The 17,099-nt window shown below is 61.0% G+C and carries 14 protein-coding genes; all 14 read left to right on the forward strand.

All coding sequences use genetic code 11. The features are described from left to right. Positions 1-66: 66 nt before the first annotated feature. The 14 genes from rsmH (at position 67) to ftsZ (ending at position 17,067) form a co-directional block, all read left to right on the forward strand. Positions 67-1,044 carry a 16S rRNA (cytosine(1402)-N(4))-methyltransferase RsmH gene (rsmH, locus tag GY33_RS0103690; protein ID WP_031386043.1) on the forward strand — a complete coding sequence of 326 codons (978 nt, stop codon included), beginning with the start codon at positions 67-69 and terminating at the stop codon, positions 1,042-1,044. Between the two features lie 37 nt (positions 1,045-1,081). Next, the gene (locus GY33_RS0103695; RefSeq protein ID WP_235185454.1) at positions 1,082-1,384 is read left to right on the forward strand and encodes a hypothetical protein; all 303 of its coding nucleotides are present in this window, start codon (positions 1,082-1,084) and stop codon (positions 1,382-1,384) included. 30 nt (positions 1,385-1,414) lie between these two features. Further along, on the forward strand, positions 1,415-3,433 hold the full coding sequence (locus GY33_RS0103700) for a penicillin-binding transpeptidase domain-containing protein (RefSeq protein WP_031386045.1): 2,019 nt from the start codon (positions 1,415-1,417) through the stop codon (positions 3,431-3,433). Beyond that, positions 3,430-4,983, forward strand: a complete 1,554-nt coding sequence (locus tag GY33_RS0103705) for a UDP-N-acetylmuramoyl-L-alanyl-D-glutamate--2,6-diaminopimelate ligase (protein ID WP_051822259.1) — start codon at positions 3,430-3,432, stop codon at positions 4,981-4,983. Before GY33_RS0103700 ends, GY33_RS0103705 begins: the two co-directional genes overlap by 4 nt. After that, positions 4,974-6,401: a UDP-N-acetylmuramoyl-tripeptide--D-alanyl-D-alanine ligase gene (locus GY33_RS0103710; RefSeq protein WP_031386047.1), complete on the forward strand. Its 1,428-nt coding sequence runs from the start codon at positions 4,974-4,976 to the stop codon at positions 6,399-6,401. The genes GY33_RS0103705 and GY33_RS0103710 overlap by 10 nt, the downstream gene beginning before the upstream one ends. Further along, a complete protein-coding gene (gene mraY, locus GY33_RS0103715; protein WP_031386048.1) occupies positions 6,398-7,474 on the forward strand; it encodes a phospho-N-acetylmuramoyl-pentapeptide-transferase in 1,077 nt (358 codons plus the stop codon). Before GY33_RS0103710 ends, mraY begins: the two co-directional genes overlap by 4 nt. An 18-nt stretch (positions 7,475-7,492) precedes the next feature. Next, a complete protein-coding gene (gene murD, locus GY33_RS0103720; RefSeq protein ID WP_084184758.1) occupies positions 7,493-8,857 on the forward strand; it encodes a UDP-N-acetylmuramoyl-L-alanine--D-glutamate ligase in 1,365 nt (454 codons plus the stop codon). Beyond that, a complete protein-coding gene (gene ftsW, locus GY33_RS0103725) occupies positions 8,850-10,016 on the forward strand; it encodes a putative lipid II flippase FtsW (RefSeq protein ID WP_035271212.1) in 1,167 nt (388 codons plus the stop codon). Before murD ends, ftsW begins: the two co-directional genes overlap by 8 nt. Continuing rightward, entirely contained in the window at positions 10,013-11,095 is a 1,083-nt protein-coding gene (gene murG, locus GY33_RS0103730) for an undecaprenyldiphospho-muramoylpentapeptide beta-N-acetylglucosaminyltransferase (protein WP_031386051.1), read from the forward strand. Before ftsW ends, murG begins: the two co-directional genes overlap by 4 nt. After that, positions 11,092-12,456 carry a UDP-N-acetylmuramate--L-alanine ligase gene (murC, locus tag GY33_RS0103735; protein ID WP_031386052.1) on the forward strand — a complete coding sequence of 455 codons (1,365 nt, stop codon included), beginning with the start codon at positions 11,092-11,094 and terminating at the stop codon, positions 12,454-12,456. The genes murG and murC overlap by 4 nt, the downstream gene beginning before the upstream one ends. Positions 12,457-12,466: 10 nt before the next feature. Then, the gene (murB, locus tag GY33_RS0103740) at positions 12,467-13,390 is read left to right on the forward strand and encodes a UDP-N-acetylmuramate dehydrogenase (RefSeq protein WP_031386053.1); all 924 of its coding nucleotides are present in this window, start codon (positions 12,467-12,469) and stop codon (positions 13,388-13,390) included. A 92-nt stretch (positions 13,391-13,482) separates the two neighbouring features. Further along, the gene (locus GY33_RS0103745; protein ID WP_161788436.1) at positions 13,483-14,316 is read left to right on the forward strand and encodes a cell division protein FtsQ/DivIB; all 834 of its coding nucleotides are present in this window, start codon (positions 13,483-13,485) and stop codon (positions 14,314-14,316) included. A gap of 22 nt (positions 14,317-14,338) precedes the next feature. Next, the gene (ftsA, locus tag GY33_RS0103750) at positions 14,339-15,580 is read left to right on the forward strand and encodes a cell division protein FtsA (protein ID WP_031386055.1); all 1,242 of its coding nucleotides are present in this window, start codon (positions 14,339-14,341) and stop codon (positions 15,578-15,580) included. 191 nt (positions 15,581-15,771) lie between these two features. After that, the gene (gene ftsZ, locus GY33_RS0103755) at positions 15,772-17,067 is read left to right on the forward strand and encodes a cell division protein FtsZ (RefSeq protein ID WP_031386056.1); all 1,296 of its coding nucleotides are present in this window, start codon (positions 15,772-15,774) and stop codon (positions 17,065-17,067) included. Positions 17,068-17,099 lie beyond the last annotated feature (32 nt).

Below are 17,099 nucleotides of genomic sequence, written 5' to 3' on the forward strand. Positions count from 1 at the left end.
TGTCCGCCGATGCTCGTTGCGGGTTCCCTCTCCCGCGACTTCGTCTTTACGCCTTGAGAGGTCGTCATGACGTCCTTGCCTGAATCCTCTGCTCTCCCCGCGCATCAACCGGTCCTGGTCGAAGCGGTCCTGACGCATCTCGCTCCACGCCCTGGCGGGCGCTACCTGGACGGGACCCTGGGACTGGGCGGGCACGCCGGGGCCGTGTTGGAGGCGACCGGCGGCGCGGCTCGTATCTTGGGGCTGGACCGCGATCCATTGGCCTTGGAGGCGGCGACAAAGAGGCTTCGCGGGACTTGGCCAACGGCCGAATTGACATTGCGTCACGAGTGTTTCAGCCGGTTTTCGGACATCATGGATGAGCTGGGCTGGGAACGACTGGACGGCGCGTTGCTGGATCTCGGCTTCTCCTCCTTTCAGGTGGACACTCCGGCGCGTGGGTTCAGCTTTCTTGCCGACGGCCCCTTGGACATGCGGATGAATCCTCACGGCGCAGGAGTGACGGCGCGAGAAGTGGTCAACGCGTATCCCGCACGACAACTCGCGAAGATCATTTATGAGTTCGGTGAAGAACCTTTGGGCGGAAGAATTGCCAGGGCCATCGAAACAGCGCGTCGCGACGATCCCATCGAAACCACCCTGGAATTGGCGCATATCGTTGAGCAGGCCTATCCTCCAGCAAGGAGGGCCCGGGCTCGCAACCATCCGGCGACCCGTACCTTTCAGGCTCTGCGGATGTTCGTCAACGATGAGACCGGAGAAATCAGCCGGTTTTTGGGACAGATTGTGCCGCGACTGGCTGAAAACGCACGAATCGTAATCATATCGTTTCATTCCATCGAGGATCGTATCGTCAAGCGGTATTTCGTGGAGCAGGCCAAGGCGTGTCTGTGTCCGCCCAGGCAGCCCTTTTGCTTGTGCGGCCATCGGGCGACATTGAAAATACTGACCAAGAAGCCGTTGATCGCATCCAGCGCCGAATTGACCGCCAATCCTCGTAGTCGTAGCGCGAAGCTTCGGGCGGCCGAACGGATCGCCGACTGAGGAGTTCTTTTCCGCTCCAAATTTTCAGGTTCGCATCATGAGTGCAAATGCCAATGCTCCCAGAAGAAAACGACCAACCGGCTGGTATTGGGCCACGTCATTGTTGGGGCTTTGCGGGTTGGTCCTGGGGTTGGCGGTGGTCTGGGTCAATATTGAACGTCTGGACCTAGCCTATGAATTGAAACAACTTCAGACCGAACTGGAGCGTAAGAATGACCTCCAGGCCAAGCTGGAAGTGGAACGTATGAACCTGTTGTCTTCGTCCCGACTGCGGGCGTTGGCTGAAGAAAACGGACTCCGCCAAGCCGAACCCGGCCGGATCAGGCTTCTGAGTCCTTGAGTTCGGCAGGCCGTTGATGGTGTTAGACACATGAAAAACGACCGACTGAATAAAGCCTCGTCCCGTGACTGGGTCCAGATTCGCATGGCTCTGTTGGGGGCTTGCGTACTCTTGATCTGGGGAGGGCTGTGGTATCGAGCGTTTCAGGTGCAGGTCGTGCGCGGGCCGGAATTGACGGCCATGGCCGCCAGGCAGCACAAGGCCGCGGAATTCGAGCGGGGGATGCGAGGCGAAATTTTCGACCGTCAAGGGAGACTACTGGCCAAAAGCACGGGAATCCAGTCCGTGTACGTCCGTCCCTTGGAGCTGGAAAACCCTGAGGCGGCGGTTCCGATTTTGGCGGCCGCCCTGGAGATGCCCGCCGGTCAGGTCCGGACCTTGCTCGGAAGACCTCAAAATTTCATCTGGCTGTCTCGCCAGATCAGCGACCGCAACGCCCGGAACATCATCAACGCCGGGCTGCGAGGTGTGTATCTGGCCGAGGAGTCAGCCAGATTCTATCCCCATGGACATTTGGCCGGGCAGGTACTCGGCTTCGTGGGACTGGACGGAGAAGGACTGGAGGGTGTTGAAAAGACCTACGACGAAATGCTGGCCGGTCGCAAAGCCACCTTTGTGGCCCAGCGGGATGCCTCCGGACGGCGGATGTATCTGGACGCCCAAGGCCGTGAAGAGGACCTGCGGGGCCGCAACGTCACCTTGACCTTGGACGCGCAGATTCAGTTCTTCGCCGAGGAAGCCCTGGCCGTGACCGTCAAGTCCTTCAACGGCAAAACCGGGATGGCCCTGGTGGTCCATGTGCCCAGCGGAGATATCCTGGCCATGGCCAACTACCCGTTTTTCAATCCGAACATGCCGCGCCAGAATGCGGAACAGTGGCGCAATCGAATCCTTTTGGACGCCCTGGAACCGGGGTCTACGCTCAAGCCCATGTTGATGGCCGCGGCCCTGGAAGAACGAGTGATCACCAACGACACGATCTATTACTGTGAGGAAGGTCAATGGCGGCTGACCGGGGTGAACATTCGCGACGTTAAAGGACGGGGGTGGCTCCCGGCGAACAAGATCCTGCGGTATTCCAGCAATATCTGCTCGGCCAAAATCGGACTGGATCTCGGCGCGACAAAATATCACGACTATCTCCAAAAAATGGGTTTCGGCGAGCGGTCCGGCTTGCCTCTGCTCGGCGAGAACCCCGGTCTCCTCAGGCCTCCCAAATCATGGTATCCGGTGGACCTGGCCGCCGTCTCCTTTGGACAAGGCATGTCCGCCAACGCCCTGCAGATGGCCAGGGCGTATCTCGTTTTGGCCAACCGCGGAGTGATGCGTCCGTTGCGGCTCATCCGCGATCCGGAACAGGACGTCGGCAATCTATCCGTGGTTTTTCGGGAAGAGGTCGCTCAGACCGTGATGCGCATGCTCCGGGAAGTGGTGGAGGAAGACGGTACGGGCACGCAGGCCCGGATTCCCGGAGTGATCGGTGCCGGCAAGACCGGCACGGCCCAGAAGGCCACGGCCTCCGGTCGCTATGGAGATCGGTACGTGGCTTCCTTTGCGGGTTTTTATCCGGGTGATAATCCGGAATATTTCATCTACGTGGTGGTCGATGAGCCCCATCCCCAGCACTATGGAGGAGTTGTGGCCGCGCCCGCTGTACGTGACATTGGTCTGCGATCCCTGGCCTACGCCGGGAAACTTCCGGAAGGAACCGTTTTCAGCGCTCAAGAGGGCGCACGAGGTCAGATACAAAGTCTGAGCGTTCAGGGAACAGGAGTTGCCAGGGCAGGCCTGGAACGGAGTCTCGACCCTTCCCTTGAAGACAACACGGCAATCGATTTTGCATTGGCGGATGCGCTGACAATTGGCCAAGACATGGTCCCCAACGTGACGGGAATGAGCGTTCGCCGGGCCGTGGAGCGACTGCGCGGCTTCGGTGTGCTGCCCGAGGTTGAAGGCGGCGGTGGGATCGTTTCCCGGCAGGTTCCAGAGCCGGGGCAGCCTTGGCCCGCTCATGAACGGCGACTCACCCTGTGGCTGGAGGTGTCATGAGCCAGACGACCAAGCCGAGGGTTGATCTTTGGGGAACGCTTCTCCAAAAGGTTCGCGATGGATTGATGATTCGAACTCACTCCAAAGCAGTCCAGCCCGGGGAAGCTTTTCTCGCGTTGCCGGGGTCGCGAACGGACGGAGCGGCGTTCATCGCGGAGGCGGTGACGCGCAAAGCCGGATACGTGATCGCCCCGGAGGGATGTGAGTATGATCCGGCCGACGAAGATGCAAAAGGGACGATGATTCTGGAACATCCTGACCCTCGGCGGGCTTTGGGAGAACTGGCCGCGGCCCATCACGGCACGGACCTGGACTGTCCTGTGCTGGTGGGAGTGACCGGGACCAACGGTAAGACCACCGTGGTTTCCCTGACAGCCCATTTGTTGCGGTCTGCGGGGATGCGTGTCGGGACCATCGGGACCATCGGCGCCCATTGGCCCGGCGGGGAATGCGATCTCGGCATGACCACTCCGGACTGCTGGCGGCTGCACGGAGTTTTGGCCCAGATGCGGAAAGCCGGGGTGACCCATGTCTGCATGGAAGTCTCCTCCCATGCCCTGGATCAGCAACGCACCGCCGGTTTGAATTTCGAGGTCGCGGTACTGACCAACGTCACCCAGGACCACTTGGATTATCACCAGGACATGGAAAGCTATTTTCAGGCCAAGGCTTTGTTGTTCGCTTCAGGAGCTTCTGGTCCGAAGCATCGCGTGGTGAACATGGACGACGACCATGGTCGTCGCTTGTTCAGCCGCTGGGGCGGGTTGGGATATAGTTTGGAACAGGGCTTGAACCGTGTTCCGGATAGGACGCGGCCGGACGTGGGAGAGCCAGCGGAGCTTCTCCAAGGCGAGATCCTGGCCTGCGACCGATCCGGGCTGCACCTCGGGATGAGCTGGAGATCGTCCGCGTGGTCGCTGCGTTCTTCCCTGGTCGGGCGGTATAACGCGGCTAACCTGCTGGCGGCTCAGGGAGTCGGGTTGCGGCTGGGAATCGCGTCAAAACAAATGGAGGCACTGGAGAGCTTTTTCGGCGTTCCCGGGCGGCTGGAGCGGGTTCCCAACCGACAAGGTCTGGATATTTTCGTGGATTACGCCCACACCCCCGACGCCTTGGAAAACGTTGCCGATGCGTTGCGAAAAGCGGGATTTCAGCGTCTGATCATCGTGTTTGGGTGCGGTGGGAATCGGGACAAAACCAAGCGTCCCTTGATGGGGCAAGCCGTAGGCCGCCATGCGGACGTGGCTGTCCTGACCTCTGACAACCCCCGGCGTGAAGACCCGAAAGCGATCCTGGTCGACGTCCTGCCCGGCCTCACGGACTGTCCGCGAGTGGTCACGGAAGTGGATCGAAGGCTGGCTATTCAACTCGCCCTGGACATGCTGCGTCCTGGCGACGCGCTGTTGGTGGCCGGCAAGGGGCACGAGTCGACGCAGCAGATCGGCGACGAAAAACACCCTTTTCACGATCCCACGGTCATTCGTCGGATTTTGGGTGAGATTGATACCGAGCCTGCTTTTAGTGACGCGGAGGCGGCCTCATGCGCATGAGTCTGGGCAATATAGCCGGAGTCCTGGGACTTACAGAGCCGATCGGTGCCGATGGCCTCTCGGTTACCGGTGTTGGCATCGACAGCCGGGACATTCGGCCTGGAGATCTGTTTTTTTGTCTTCCAGGCGATCGCAGCGACGGCCATCATCATGCGGTCCAGGCCGTGGACAACGGAGCCGTGGCCGTAGTGGCCACGAGGGCCGTGCCCGATTTGGCTGGACGAACTCCGGTGTTGGTGCTCCGCGATGGTGTGACCGCCCAAGCCGCTCTGGGCGAGGTAGCCTCGACCTGGCGCGAAGAATTCGCGGGACGGGTGGTCGGCGTGACCGGCTCCGCAGGCAAGACCACGGTCAAGGAAATGGTGGCCCAAGTCTGTTCCAGGGCCGGGACCACGTGCCGAAACCGGTTAAACTTGAACAACCAGATCGGACTGCCCTTGTCCTTGTTGGCCTGCACCGGGGAAGAGGATTTTTGGGTCATGGAAGCCGGGATCAGCCGCCCCGGGGACATGGATGAACTGGGCGCGATTCTGCGTCCGGATTTGGCGATCCTGCTCAATGCCGGCCCCGCGCACCTGGCCGAGCTGGGTGGCGTGCCCGGAGTGGCCGCGGAAAAGTCTCGGCTGGCTACGTATCTCAGTCCAGAGGGTAAGGCCTTGGTCAACATGGATTGCCCGGAGTTATGGCGGGAAAGCTTGGCCTCCACGGACCGAATTCACGGATTTTCCACGCTGGCCCCGGATGCGGAGTTCTGGTGCGGGAAGCCGTTCCGGATCGGTTCGGACCGGATGGGGCTGGAGTTGCGTCTGCAAGGCCAGAATCTGGCCCTTTCCTGGCCGACGGAGCGCACTCCCGTGGCGCAGAACGTGCTGGCCACGGCCGCCGCGGCCACCCTGCTGGGCATCGACCCGGGCGCGATTCAGGATGGTTTGAGCGTTGATTTGGCCCTGCCGGGACGCTTCAATGTTGAACGTCACGGAGCTTGGATCCTGGTGGACGACACCTATAACGCCAATCCCCTGTCCATGCGTTTGGCTCTGAGCAGGGCTCATGCCCTGGCCGAGGGGCGCCGCCTGGTTTGCGTTCTGGGAGACATGCTGGAATTGGGGGCCTCGGCCGGGGCCGAGCACTACGAGCTTGGCCGGGTCTTGGGCGGAGTCTGCTCCGAGGTCTTCTATCACGGCGGACACGGTGCGGACGTCCGGAACGGATTGGCGACGGTGAAGGCAATGGCGGGGTTCACGGTATGTGAAACTCCTGAACACTTCCTGGAAGCGTGGCGCAAGTCAGTTGTGACCAGAGGAACCGTCCGTGGAGCCGGTCAAGACGAGAGTGCAGGCGTGATCCTGTTCAAGGGATCCCGGGCCGGAAAAATGGAACTTTATCTTGAAGCCCTGCGAACGGAGCCGAACGCATGATCTATCACCTCCTCTACCCGCTGGGGAGCGAATACATCGTTTTTAACGTGTTTCGCTACATCACCTTTCGATCCGTGTACGCCCTGCTCACCGCGTTGCTGATATCCATCGTCCTGGGGCCACTTTTCATCGCCTGGCTGCAACGGTTGAAGTGCGGCCAGCACATCCGAGAGGACGTGCCCAAGCACAACGGCAAGGCCGGAACTCCGACCATGGGCGGCCTGCTGATCGCTTTTTCCCTGCTGACCAGTGTCCTGCTCTGGGGGGACCTGACCAACGTCTACCTCTGGCTGACCATTTTCGTCTTCGTGGGTTTCGGTCTGGTGGGCTTGTGGGACGACTTCCTGAAGGTGGTCAAAAAACGTAATCAGGGCTTGAGCGCCGGAGGCAAGCTGCTGGGACAGATCGTGGTAGCCCTGGGGGCGATATCGCTATTGTTGCTCCAACCGGCCTATTCCACGATCCTGTATTTTCCGTTTTTGAAGATGCTTCAGCCGGACATGCTCTGGATGTACATCCCCTTCGCCGTGCTGGTGATGGTCGGCTCGTCCAACGGAGTCAACCTGACCGATGGGCTGGACGGCCTGGCAATTGTGCCGTTGATCGTGGCCGCGGCATGCTTCGGCATCTTCGTTTACGTAGCCGGTCACGTGCAGATCGCCAAGTATCTCCAAGTGGCCTACGTGCCCGGTGTCGGCGAGGTGACGGTTTTCTGCGCCGCCTTGGTGGGCGCGGGGCTGGGCTTTTTGTGGTTCAACGCCTACCCGGCCCAGGTGTTCATGGGCGACGTGGGCAGTCTGAGTCTGGGCGGCGTCCTGGGGTTCATCGCCGTGTTGGCCAAGCAGGAACTGCTGCTGTTGATTGTGGGAGGGCTTTTCGTGATAGAGACCCTCTCCGTGATCCTTCAGGTAGGGTATTTCAAGGTGACAGGTGGCAAGCGCATCTTTCGGATGGCGCCCCTGCACCACCATTTTGAACTCCAAGGCGTGCCGGAGTCCAAGATCATTGTCCGGTGCTGGATTTTTTCCATCATCATGGCCCTGATTTCCTTGAGCGCCTTGAAACTCCGCTAATAAGTTCGAGCACGACACATGTCCAACCCGCACCAGTTATTGCCCGGTTCAGCGCCGTCACGGGTCCAACCCGGAAAAATAGCCGTGGTCGTCGGCACGGGCCAATCTGGCATGGCCGCGGCCGCCTTGCTGGACCATCTGGGCGGCGCGGTTCGATTGGTGGATTCCGGGAAGGTGAGTCGAGAGGTCCGTGACCAGGCTGAAAAGCGGGGCTGGGACGTGCGGGAGGGCGGTCATTGCACTGAGCAGTTCGACCACGCCGCTTTGGTGGTCCTCAGTCCGGGCGTGAACCGGCGCAAGCTGGAGCCCTGGTTGACCGGCCTTGGGACGGATCAGGTGATCTCGGAACTGGAACTGGCCCTGGGTTTTGTGGACGAACCGATTATTGCGGTGACCGGAACCAACGGTAAAACCACGACCACCACCCTGATCGGACGCTTTCTGGAAGCCACGGGCCGCCGTGTGTTCGTAGGCGGAAACATCGGGACACCGCTGTCCCGGTATGTTTGGGAACGCATGCTGGCCGCGGAAACCGGTTCACCCTCGGATTTCAAGAAAGCCGATATCCTTGTTTTGGAAGTAAGCAGTTTTCAACTTCTGAACACGCGTTCGCTGTGTCCCAATGTCGGCGTGCTGCTCAACGTCAGTCCGAACCATTTGGATTATCACCAGGATATGGAAGAGTATCTTCAGGCCAAGCTGTCCCTGTTCGCCAGCCAGGAACCCGAGGATACGGCTGTTTTTCCCGAGGAAATGCGGGAGCTGGTCCAGGCGCGTCGCGTGACCCTGGCCAGGACCGAGTATTTTGGCACGCAATCCGATTTGACCTGTCCGGCCCTACCCGGACGGCACAATCAGGCCAACATCGCCGCCGCGTTCCAGGCCTGCCTGCCCTTCGGCCTAACCCGCGCCGCTGCCCAGACGGTCCTGGACGGGTTCACCGGCTTGCCCCACCGGCTGCAAATCGTGGCCGAGCAGAGCGGCGTGGTTTTCGTGGACGACTCCAAGGGCACCACGGTCCAGGCCCTGCGGGCCGCTCTGGAGGCCTTTGACCGTCCGGTGCTACTGCTGGCCGGAGGTGTGTTTAAAGGTGGCGACCTGGCTGGCCTGAAACCTCTCGTGCAAAGCAAGGCTCGGGCCGTGGGGCTGTTCGGGGCCAGCCGGGAAATTTTCGAGGCGGCCTGGGCCGATGCCGGGACGCCGCTGTTTTGGGAACCGACCCTGGAACGGGCCATGGACCGGCTCTGGCTCCAGGCCCGTCCCGGGGACGTGATATTGCTCTCGCCGGCCACGGCCAGTTTCGACCTCTTCCGGGACTACAAGCATCGCGGCATGACGTTTCAGAATCACCTCCAGACCCTTGCGGAGCGAGACCATGGTTAGGCTTGCCGCTGTGTCCGCCCGCGGGCCCGGAGCAGGGCGCGGCGAAGGAGTTGATTTCTGGTTGCTGTCCGTGGCCCTGCTGCTCTCCGGTTTGGGCCTGGTAATGGTACTCAGCTCCACCGGAATCATGGCCGAACGTTTCTACGCGGATAAATACTATTTTTTCAAGCGACACCTGGTCTTTCTGATCATCGGGCTGGGCGTGATGAGTGCGGCCGCGGCCATTCCCCGTCAGTTGTATCTTCGACTCACGTATGTCTGGCTGGCCCTGGCCGGAGGCCTGCTGGTTCTGACCCTGGTTTCGCCCTTGGGGGTGCAGGCCGGAGGGGCGACACGCTGGCTGTCTTTGGGACCAATCATGATCCAGCCCCTGGAAGTTGCCAAAGTGGCCCTGGTCCTTTATCTGGCCTCGTTTTTCAGCCGCAAGCAGGAAATGATCCGCACCTTCGGGGTGGGCTTTTTGCCGCCGGTGTTCATCACCGGGGCGTTGTGCCTTTTGCTCCTGGCCCAGCCGGATTTCGGCGGAGCGGCCTCGCTAATGCTGATCCTTTTTTGCATCAGTTTCGTAGGGGGAACCCGGCTGGTCTATTTAGGGGCGACCTCGTTCATGGCCCTGATGGGAGCGATTTTCCTGGTGATGAGTTCCCCCTACCGCTTCCGACGCTGGTTCGCGTTTCTGGACCCGTTCCAGGACGCCCAGGACGTAGGCTATCAACTGGTTCAATCCCTGTACGCCCTGGGCGGTGGAGGCTGGCTGGGCGAGGGATTGGGGGCCGGGAAGCAGAAGCTGTTTTTTCTGCCCGCGGCGCATACGGATTTTATCATGGCCGTGATCGGCGAGGAGCTGGGCTTTGTCGGCGTATCCGTGATTTTCGTCCTGGTGGGCGTCTTGCTCTGGCGAGGACTGCGCATCGCCAGGTTGCAGGACGGCTTGCAGGAGCGGTTCGTCGCCTTCGGCATGCTGTTGATTCTTGCTCTGGGAGCCGTGCTGAATATGGCCGTGGTTCTGGGCGTGGTCCCGCCCAAAGGCGTTCCCATGCCGTTTCTGAGCTACGGAGGGTCCAGCCTGGTCATCTCCTTGCTCTGCGTGGGCGTGTTGTTGAACCTGTCACGGAGCGCCGGAGCGTCGGCAGGTCGGCTAAACGGAGCAACGCTATGAACCGGGTGATCCTGACTACCGGGGGAACCGGAGGGCATATTTTCCCGGCCCTGGCCGTGGCCGAAGAGCTGCGAGAGCGGCATCCCGACATCCGGTTGCTCTTCGTGGGCGGTGGGCGCGGGCCGGAAGGCGGGTGGGCGGCTAGCGCCGGCCTGGACTTCCAGGCCCTCCCGGTCTCCGGCGTACTGGGACGGGGTTGGCGGGCCCTGGGCATATTGTGGTGGTTGCCGCTCAGCGTGTCGCGAGCCATTGCCATTGTTCGCGGGTTCAAGCCGGATGTGGTGCTGGGCTTGGGCGGCTATGCCGGGTTTCCCCTGGTTCTGGCGGCCTGGATGATGCGCGTGCCGACGGCGATTCACGAGCAGAACGGTCTGCCCGGGATGACCAACAGGCTGCTGGGAAGGCTGGTACGCCGAGTGCTGCTTTCCCTGCCGGACGATAACCATCTGTTCGATCCTCGGAAGGTGGTAGTCACCGGGAATCCGTTGCGCAAGGCGGTTCGCCTCCTGCGCTCCGCCCAACCCGAAGGGGACAGCCCGCGGCGTAATGTGTTGATCCTCGGCGGAAGCCAGGGGGCCAGGGCCTTGAATCAAGCCGTATTGGACTCCATGGACGGGTTTCGCGAAGAGCGGATCTCCCTGTGGCATCAGACCGGGAAGGCGGACTGGGAGAGGATTTCCGGGGAGTATGCCCGGGCCGGCTGGAAGCAGGTCCGCGTGGAGCCGTTCATTGAGGACGTGGCCGAGGCCTACGCCTGGGCGGATTTGGTGGTGTGCCGGGCCGGAGCGACGACGCTGGCTGAATTGACGGTCATGGGCAAACCCAGCGTCTTGGTTCCCTTCCCCTATGCCACCCATGACCACCAGATGCTCAATGCCCGGAAGTTGGAGCAGGCCGGGGCGGCCATGGTGTTGGTGGAAAGCTATCTGGCTCAGGTCCAATTATGGACCGTGATCAAGGATTTGTTGGATATTCCCGGCAAGTTGCGGGACATGCGCAAGGCAGCCTGGGAATTGGGGCGGCCGGAGGCCGGGGCTGACGTGGTTCGAGAACTTGAAGGATTGGTGCAACGGGGATGAAGTCAAAAGTCACGTCCATCCACATGGTCGGCCTGGGCGGTTCCGGAATGAGCGGCATCGCGGAAGTGTTGCTGAATTTGGGCTATAGCGTCTCGGGTTCGGACGTGGCCCCCAGCCCAGTGCTGGATCACCTGCGGACCCTCGGCGCGGTCACGTATGTCGGGCATTGCAGGGGGCGCTTGGATCAAGCCCAGGTGCTGGTCAAGTCCACGGCGGTGCGGGACGACAATCCGGAGGTCCAGGAAGCACGGGACCTGGGAATTCCAATCATTCCCAGGGCGGAAATGCTGGCCGAACTGATGCGGCTGCGGACCGGAATCGCCGTGGCCGGAACCCACGGCAAGACCACCACCACGTCAATTCTGGCGACCCTTTTTAAGGAAGCTGAGCTGGACCCCACGGTGATCATCGGCGGACGGCTGCGCAATTACGGCAGTAACGCCTTGCTGGGCCAGGGAGAGTACCTGATCGCCGAAGCGGATGAATCCGACGGCTCGTTTCTGTGCCTGTTTCCGATCATCAGCGTGGTGACCAACATCGACGCGGACCATCTGGATTTTTACCCGGACTTGGCGAGCATCAAGGAGGCCTTTGTCCAGTTCATGAACAAGGTGCCGTTCTACGGACTGAACGTGGTCTGCGGCGACGATCCAGGTGTCCAGGAAGTTTTGCCCCAGGTCCGTCGTCCTGTTGTGACCTATGGGTTTGGTGCGGACAACGATGTGCGCGGAGAACTACTGGAAGGTCGCCCGGGCAATCCCTTCCAGATCAGTTGGCGCGGAGAAACCTGGGCCGAAGTCAATTTGGCTCAACCGGGGCGGCATAATGTGCTGAATGCTTTGGGCGCTGTGGGCGTGGCCATTGAAATCGGCATGCCCAAAGAAGCGGTGCTGCGCGGTTTGACCAACTTTGGCGGTGTGGGGCGGCGTTTCGAGATCAAGGGCGAGCGTGACGGCGTGACCGTGGTGGACGACTATGGGCATCACCCCAAGGAAATAGTCGCGACATTGCGCACCGCGCGGGAGTTTTTTCCGGGGAGACGGCTGGTGGTGTTGTTTCAGCCCCACCGTTTTTCCCGAACCAAAGCCCTGTTCGGTGATTTTTGCCGGGCCTTCGACCAAGCCGACCGTTTGTTGTTGCTGGAGATTTATCCGGCATCGGAAGCTCCTTTGCCCGGCATCAGTGGAAGCAGTCTGGCTCAGGGCATTCGGCAGGTCAGCCAGACCCCGGTGGACTTCTTCCCGGATATGGGCACGGCAGGTGAGGCTCTGCCGGACATCCTGCGACCGGGCGACGTGCTGTTGACTTTGGGGGCCGGCAATGTGTGGCAGGCTGGACAAGGTTTTTTGGCGGCTGCGTGAGGATGATCCCGTGAAGGTAACGAGAGGCCCGCTTCTGGCCGACCGGACGACTTTGCGATTGGGCGGCAAGGCCATGGCCGAGATCGTGGTCCGTGAATCCCCGGACTTGGATGACCTAGCCGGCCTGTTGGCCGAGCAAACGGCCAAACTCGGTGCCCGGCCTATGGTCTTGGGGGAAGGAAGCAACATCCTGGCCGCGAACCGGGATCTGGACCTGGTTTTGCTCCGACTGGAAGGCGGCGGTGATCCTGAGATCATGGAATTGGGCGGGGATGGAAACCAGATTCCAGGAAAGGACCGGGAAGGGGTCCGGATTCGGGTCCCAGGAGCCTTGCGGCTTCCGCGGCTGCTGGGCTGGTGCGCGGCTCGCGGCTTGCGCGGCTTGGAGCCATGGGCGGGGATTCCCGGATCCGTGGGCGGGGCCGTGGCCATGAATGCCGGTTCGTACGGGCTGGAGATGGGCCAGGTTCTGGAGCGAGTTTTGATCTGGACCCCGGAGCGGGGTGGCCGGTGGCTTGATGCCGCTGATCTCCAGTTCGGATACCGGCGGTTCGACTCGGGGCTTGACGATGCGGTTCAGCTGGTGCTGGCCGCGGAATTGCGGGTCGAAAGCGACGTGCCTGATGAAGTCCGAGCGCGGATGCGCAAATGGTTCGATCGGAAGAAACAGACTCAGCCGATCACCATGGCCTCGGCCGGGTGCGTGTTCAAGAATCCCGACGAGGAGAACCCGGCGGGCAGGCTTCTGGACCTGGTCGGGTTGCGCGGGTTTCAGAGAGGCGACATGGCCTTTTCCGAGCTGCACGCGAATTTTTTGATCAACCTCGGGGGCGGGTCTGCTGACGACGCCTTTGCTCTGCTGGATCTGGCACGGGAACGGGTTGCATCTCGCTTCGGTCTGGAACTGGAAACCGAGGTCAAGGTGCTGGCATGAGCGTGGCCGCCGCGAGGCTCCGATCCGGCGGTTGGTTCAGCCCCGGAGCGCGCCAAAGCAACAAGTGGGCGCGCAAGCAAAGCTCGAGCTCCGTGCCAAAGCGAACGGCAAAGCCGACAGTGAAGCCGGCCCGGAACAAAGCAACCAGGAAACCGCTGCGTATCGGCGCGCTGTTGGCGGGGCTGGTCCTGTTCATGTTACGTTTTTTCGGCTGGACCTTGGGGCTGCTGCTGGTGGCGACGCTGCTGGGGAGCATCAGCCTCGGGCTGGTCTACGGTTACCGGGCGTTGACCACGTCCACCCATTTTGCCGTCTCAAACGTGGAGATTATCGGCAACAGGCAGCTCAGCACCCCGGAAGTGCTGAATCTGAGCGGCGTGACCGTGGGCATGAACATCCTGGAGGTCAGTCTGGGTGAAATCAGTCGCAAACTGCAGCACAACCCATGGATTGAAAGCGCTTCGGTCCGACGGGTGCTTCCGGACGGGGTGGCCATCGACATCGTGGAGCGCGAGCCGTTTTTCTGGGTTCAACAGGGTGGATCGCTGTATTACGCGGATCGCAAAGGGGGCCCCATCGCCGCGCTGGAACTGGGTCGCTTCGTGTCCTTGCCGGTCCTGATCCTGGAGGACGGCGCGGAACCGAATTGGCCATTGATGGAAGAGTGGGTGCGGGCCGTGGAGCGTTTGGAGTTCCCGTTCGGGTTTTCAGAGGTGGCTTGGTTAAAGGTGGAGGACGCGAATCATTTACGCATCCATCTGGAAGATCGGGGCTTGGTGATTCATTTTGATCTGAGCGACTGGCGCGGGCATCGTGCAATTATGAATCAGGTTTGGGAAGATTTGCGCTCTCGTGGAGAGCTGAACAATATTGAACGGTTGACCGTCATGTCGGGCAAGGCCTGGGTCCTGTTGAAACAGCCCTGACAGCGAAATCGAGGAGCGGAAAATGGCGAAAAAATCATCATCCAAATCCGATCTGATCGTCGGGCTGGACATCGGAACCACCAAGATCTGCACCGTGGTAGGAGAGGCCACGCCCAACGGCGTGGACGTGGTGGGCATCGGCACGGCTCCGTCCTCGGGCCTGCGCAAAGGCGTGGTGGTGAATATCGAGCAGACCGTGCAGTGCATCAAAAAGGCTCTGGAAGAGGCCGAACTGATGGCCGGCTGCGAGATCCGTTCGGTGTATTCCGGCATCGCCGGCAGCCACATCAAGGGCTTCAACAGCCACGGCGTAATCGCGGTCAAGGGCGGAGAAGTGACGCCCAAGGACGTGGAGCGGGTCATCGACGCGGCCAAAGCCGTAGCCATTCCCCTGGACCGCGAGGTGATCCACATCCTGCCCCAGGAGTTCATCGTCGACGAACAAAACGGTATCGCCGACCCCATCGGGATGGCCGGGGTGCGGCTGGAGGTCAAGGTGCACATCGTGACCGGAGCCGTGAGCAGCGCCCAGAACATCATTCGTTCCTGCCATCGGGCCGGCCTGGACGTGGCGGACATCGTCCTGCAGTCCCTGGCATCCACCGAGGCCGTGTTGACTCCGGAGGAGCGAGAAATCGGCGTGGCCCTGGTGGATATCGGTGGAGGGACCACGGACGTGGCGATTTTCTCCAACAATTCCATTAAATATACATCGGTCCTGGCTTTGGGCGGCAGCAACCTGACCAACGACATCGCCTTCGGCCTGCGCACGCCGATGCTGGCCGCGGAAAAAATCAAGATAAAATACGGCTGCGCCCTGACGGACATCGTGCAAAAGGACGAGATCATCGACGTGCCCAGCGTGGGCGGTCGTGAGGCCCGGCGGGTTTCCCGACGGGTGCTGGCGGAGATCTGCGAGCCGCGGATGGAGGAAATTCTAGCCCTGGTGGAACAGGATCTGAACCAGTCCGGGTGCAAAAATCTGATTGGAGCCGGAATCGTCCTGACCGGAGGATCAGCTTTGCTGGATGGGATGTCTGAGCTGGGCGAGCAGATTTTCAACCTGCCCACCCGCGTCGGCTATCCGCGGGAAGTGGGCGGGTTGAAGGACGTGGTGATGAACCCGATGTATTCCACCGCCGTGGGGCTGCTGATGTACGGGGCACGCAAGGAAGGACTGGATCAGCGGTTCCGGATTCGGGACACCCATATTTTCAACCGTATCCTGAACCGGATGCGCAAGTGGTTTTCGGATGTTTCCTGAGTGGAACGCGGGATGATAAAATTTGAAATTTGAAATTTGAGATTCACCGAGTGTGCGCGGTGATGCCTCGTCGGAACGCTGAGCGACGGAGATGAGTGAGAAGGGCGATAACGGAGCGGACGGGGAAATCGCCCAAGGATATGGAACAACATTTTTTGACCATCAGGTAAGCGAACAGGGAGGAGAAGCGTATGCAGTTCATGGAACTTGAGAACGACATCAATGCAATGATCAAGGTCGTCGGGGTCGGCGGCGGGGGCAGCAACGCCGTGAACAACATGATTTGTTCTTCTTTGAAGGGCGTCACGTTCATCGCGGCCAATACGGACGTACAGGCCTTGAACAGATCTCGGGCTGAATTCAAGATTCAATTGGGCGAGAAGCTGACCAAGGGGCTGGGAGCCGGGGCGAATCCGGACATTGGTCGCGAGGCGGCTCTGGAAAGCGTGGACGAAATCCGCAAGATTCTGGAGCCGGCGGACATGGTCTTCGTCACCGCGGGCATGGGCGGCGGTACCGGCACCGGCGCGGCCCCGGTCATCGCCCAGGTGGCCCGGGAAATGGGCGCCTTGACCGTGGCCGTGGTGTCCAAGCCGTTCTATTTCGAGGGCAAGAAACGATTGCTTCAGGCCGAGAAAGGGGCCGCGGCCCTGGCCGACGCCGTGGATACGATCATCACCATTCCCAACGATCGGCTGCTCTCCCTGGCTGCCCAAAAGGCCGCCTTCCTGGACATGCTCAAGAAGGCCGACGAGGTGCTGTTCTACGCGGTCAAAGGTATTTCGGACCTGATCATGGTCCCTGGGCTGATCAATCTGGACTTCGCGGACGTCAAGGCGGTCATGTCCGAGATGGGGCTGGCCATGATGGGCACGGGCATCGCCAAGGGCGAGGGCCGGGCTCGGGAGGCCGCTCTGAAGGCCATCAACAGTCCGCTGCTGGAGGACGTGAGCATTGACGGAGCCAAGGGCGTGCTGCTGAACATCACCTGCGCTCCGGATATGACCATTGATGAAGTTAGCGAGGCGGCCAGCATCATTCATGAGGCGGCCCACGACGACGCCAAGATTTTCTTCGGCACCGTGTTTGACGAGGATGCCGGCGACGAGATGCGGATCACAGTGATCGCCACGGGCATCGGCACGAACGCCGCTACTGTCGGGCGAGGCGAGGATTCGTCCCGAGTGATTGATCTGGGCGGGGTGCGCAACAACGCGGGCAACTCCGGCAATATCGTCCGACGTCCGTACGTTCCTTCCAGCGCTGAGGATCGCAGCATCCCGGCCTATCTGCGCAAGGGACTACGCAGTGAACACGGTCAACTCAACCAAGGACAATCTCAGGGTCCTTCCAGAGGATTGGCCCAGCCCCATACTCAAGCGCCGAACAGGATGCTTCGTGTGGCCTCCGGCGGGGGGGGAGAGGATTTCGTCTTTGATGAAGAGGAGTTCGAGATTCCGTCCTTTCTGCGCAAGCAGGCGGATTGATTCAGTTCGCGGAGTTTCAAAGCCTGACCTCG

Source organism: Desulfonatronum thiodismutans, assembly GCF_000717475.1.
In the GTDB taxonomy this organism is placed as follows: domain Bacteria; phylum Desulfobacterota; class Desulfovibrionia; order Desulfovibrionales; family Desulfonatronaceae; genus Desulfonatronum; species Desulfonatronum thiodismutans.

Excerpts from the sequence above, each read along its gene's own strand:
- rsmH (WP_031386043.1), top strand. The coding sequence starts at position 67 with ATGACGTCCTTGCCTGAATCCTCTGCTCTCCCCGCGCATCAACCGGTC.
- GY33_RS0103695 (WP_235185454.1), top strand. The coding sequence starts at position 1,082 with ATGAGTGCAAATGCCAATGCTCCCAGAAGAAAACGACCAACCGGCTGG.
- GY33_RS0103700 (WP_031386045.1), top strand. The coding sequence starts at position 1,415 with ATGAAAAACGACCGACTGAATAAAGCCTCGTCCCGTGACTGGGTCCAG.
- GY33_RS0103705 (WP_051822259.1), top strand. The coding sequence starts at position 3,430 with ATGAGCCAGACGACCAAGCCGAGGGTTGATCTTTGGGGAACGCTTCTC.
- GY33_RS0103710 (WP_031386047.1), top strand. The coding sequence starts at position 4,974 with ATGCGCATGAGTCTGGGCAATATAGCCGGAGTCCTGGGACTTACAGAG.
- mraY (WP_031386048.1), top strand. The coding sequence starts at position 6,398 with ATGATCTATCACCTCCTCTACCCGCTGGGGAGCGAATACATCGTTTTT.
- murD (WP_084184758.1), top strand. The coding sequence starts at position 7,493 with ATGTCCAACCCGCACCAGTTATTGCCCGGTTCAGCGCCGTCACGGGTC.
- ftsW (WP_035271212.1), top strand. The coding sequence starts at position 8,850 with ATGGTTAGGCTTGCCGCTGTGTCCGCCCGCGGGCCCGGAGCAGGGCGC.
- murG (WP_031386051.1), top strand. The coding sequence starts at position 10,013 with ATGAACCGGGTGATCCTGACTACCGGGGGAACCGGAGGGCATATTTTC.
- murC (WP_031386052.1), top strand. The coding sequence starts at position 11,092 with ATGAAGTCAAAAGTCACGTCCATCCACATGGTCGGCCTGGGCGGTTCC.
- ftsA (WP_031386055.1), top strand. The coding sequence starts at position 14,339 with ATGGCGAAAAAATCATCATCCAAATCCGATCTGATCGTCGGGCTGGAC.
- ftsZ (WP_031386056.1), top strand. The coding sequence starts at position 15,772 with ATGCAGTTCATGGAACTTGAGAACGACATCAATGCAATGATCAAGGTC.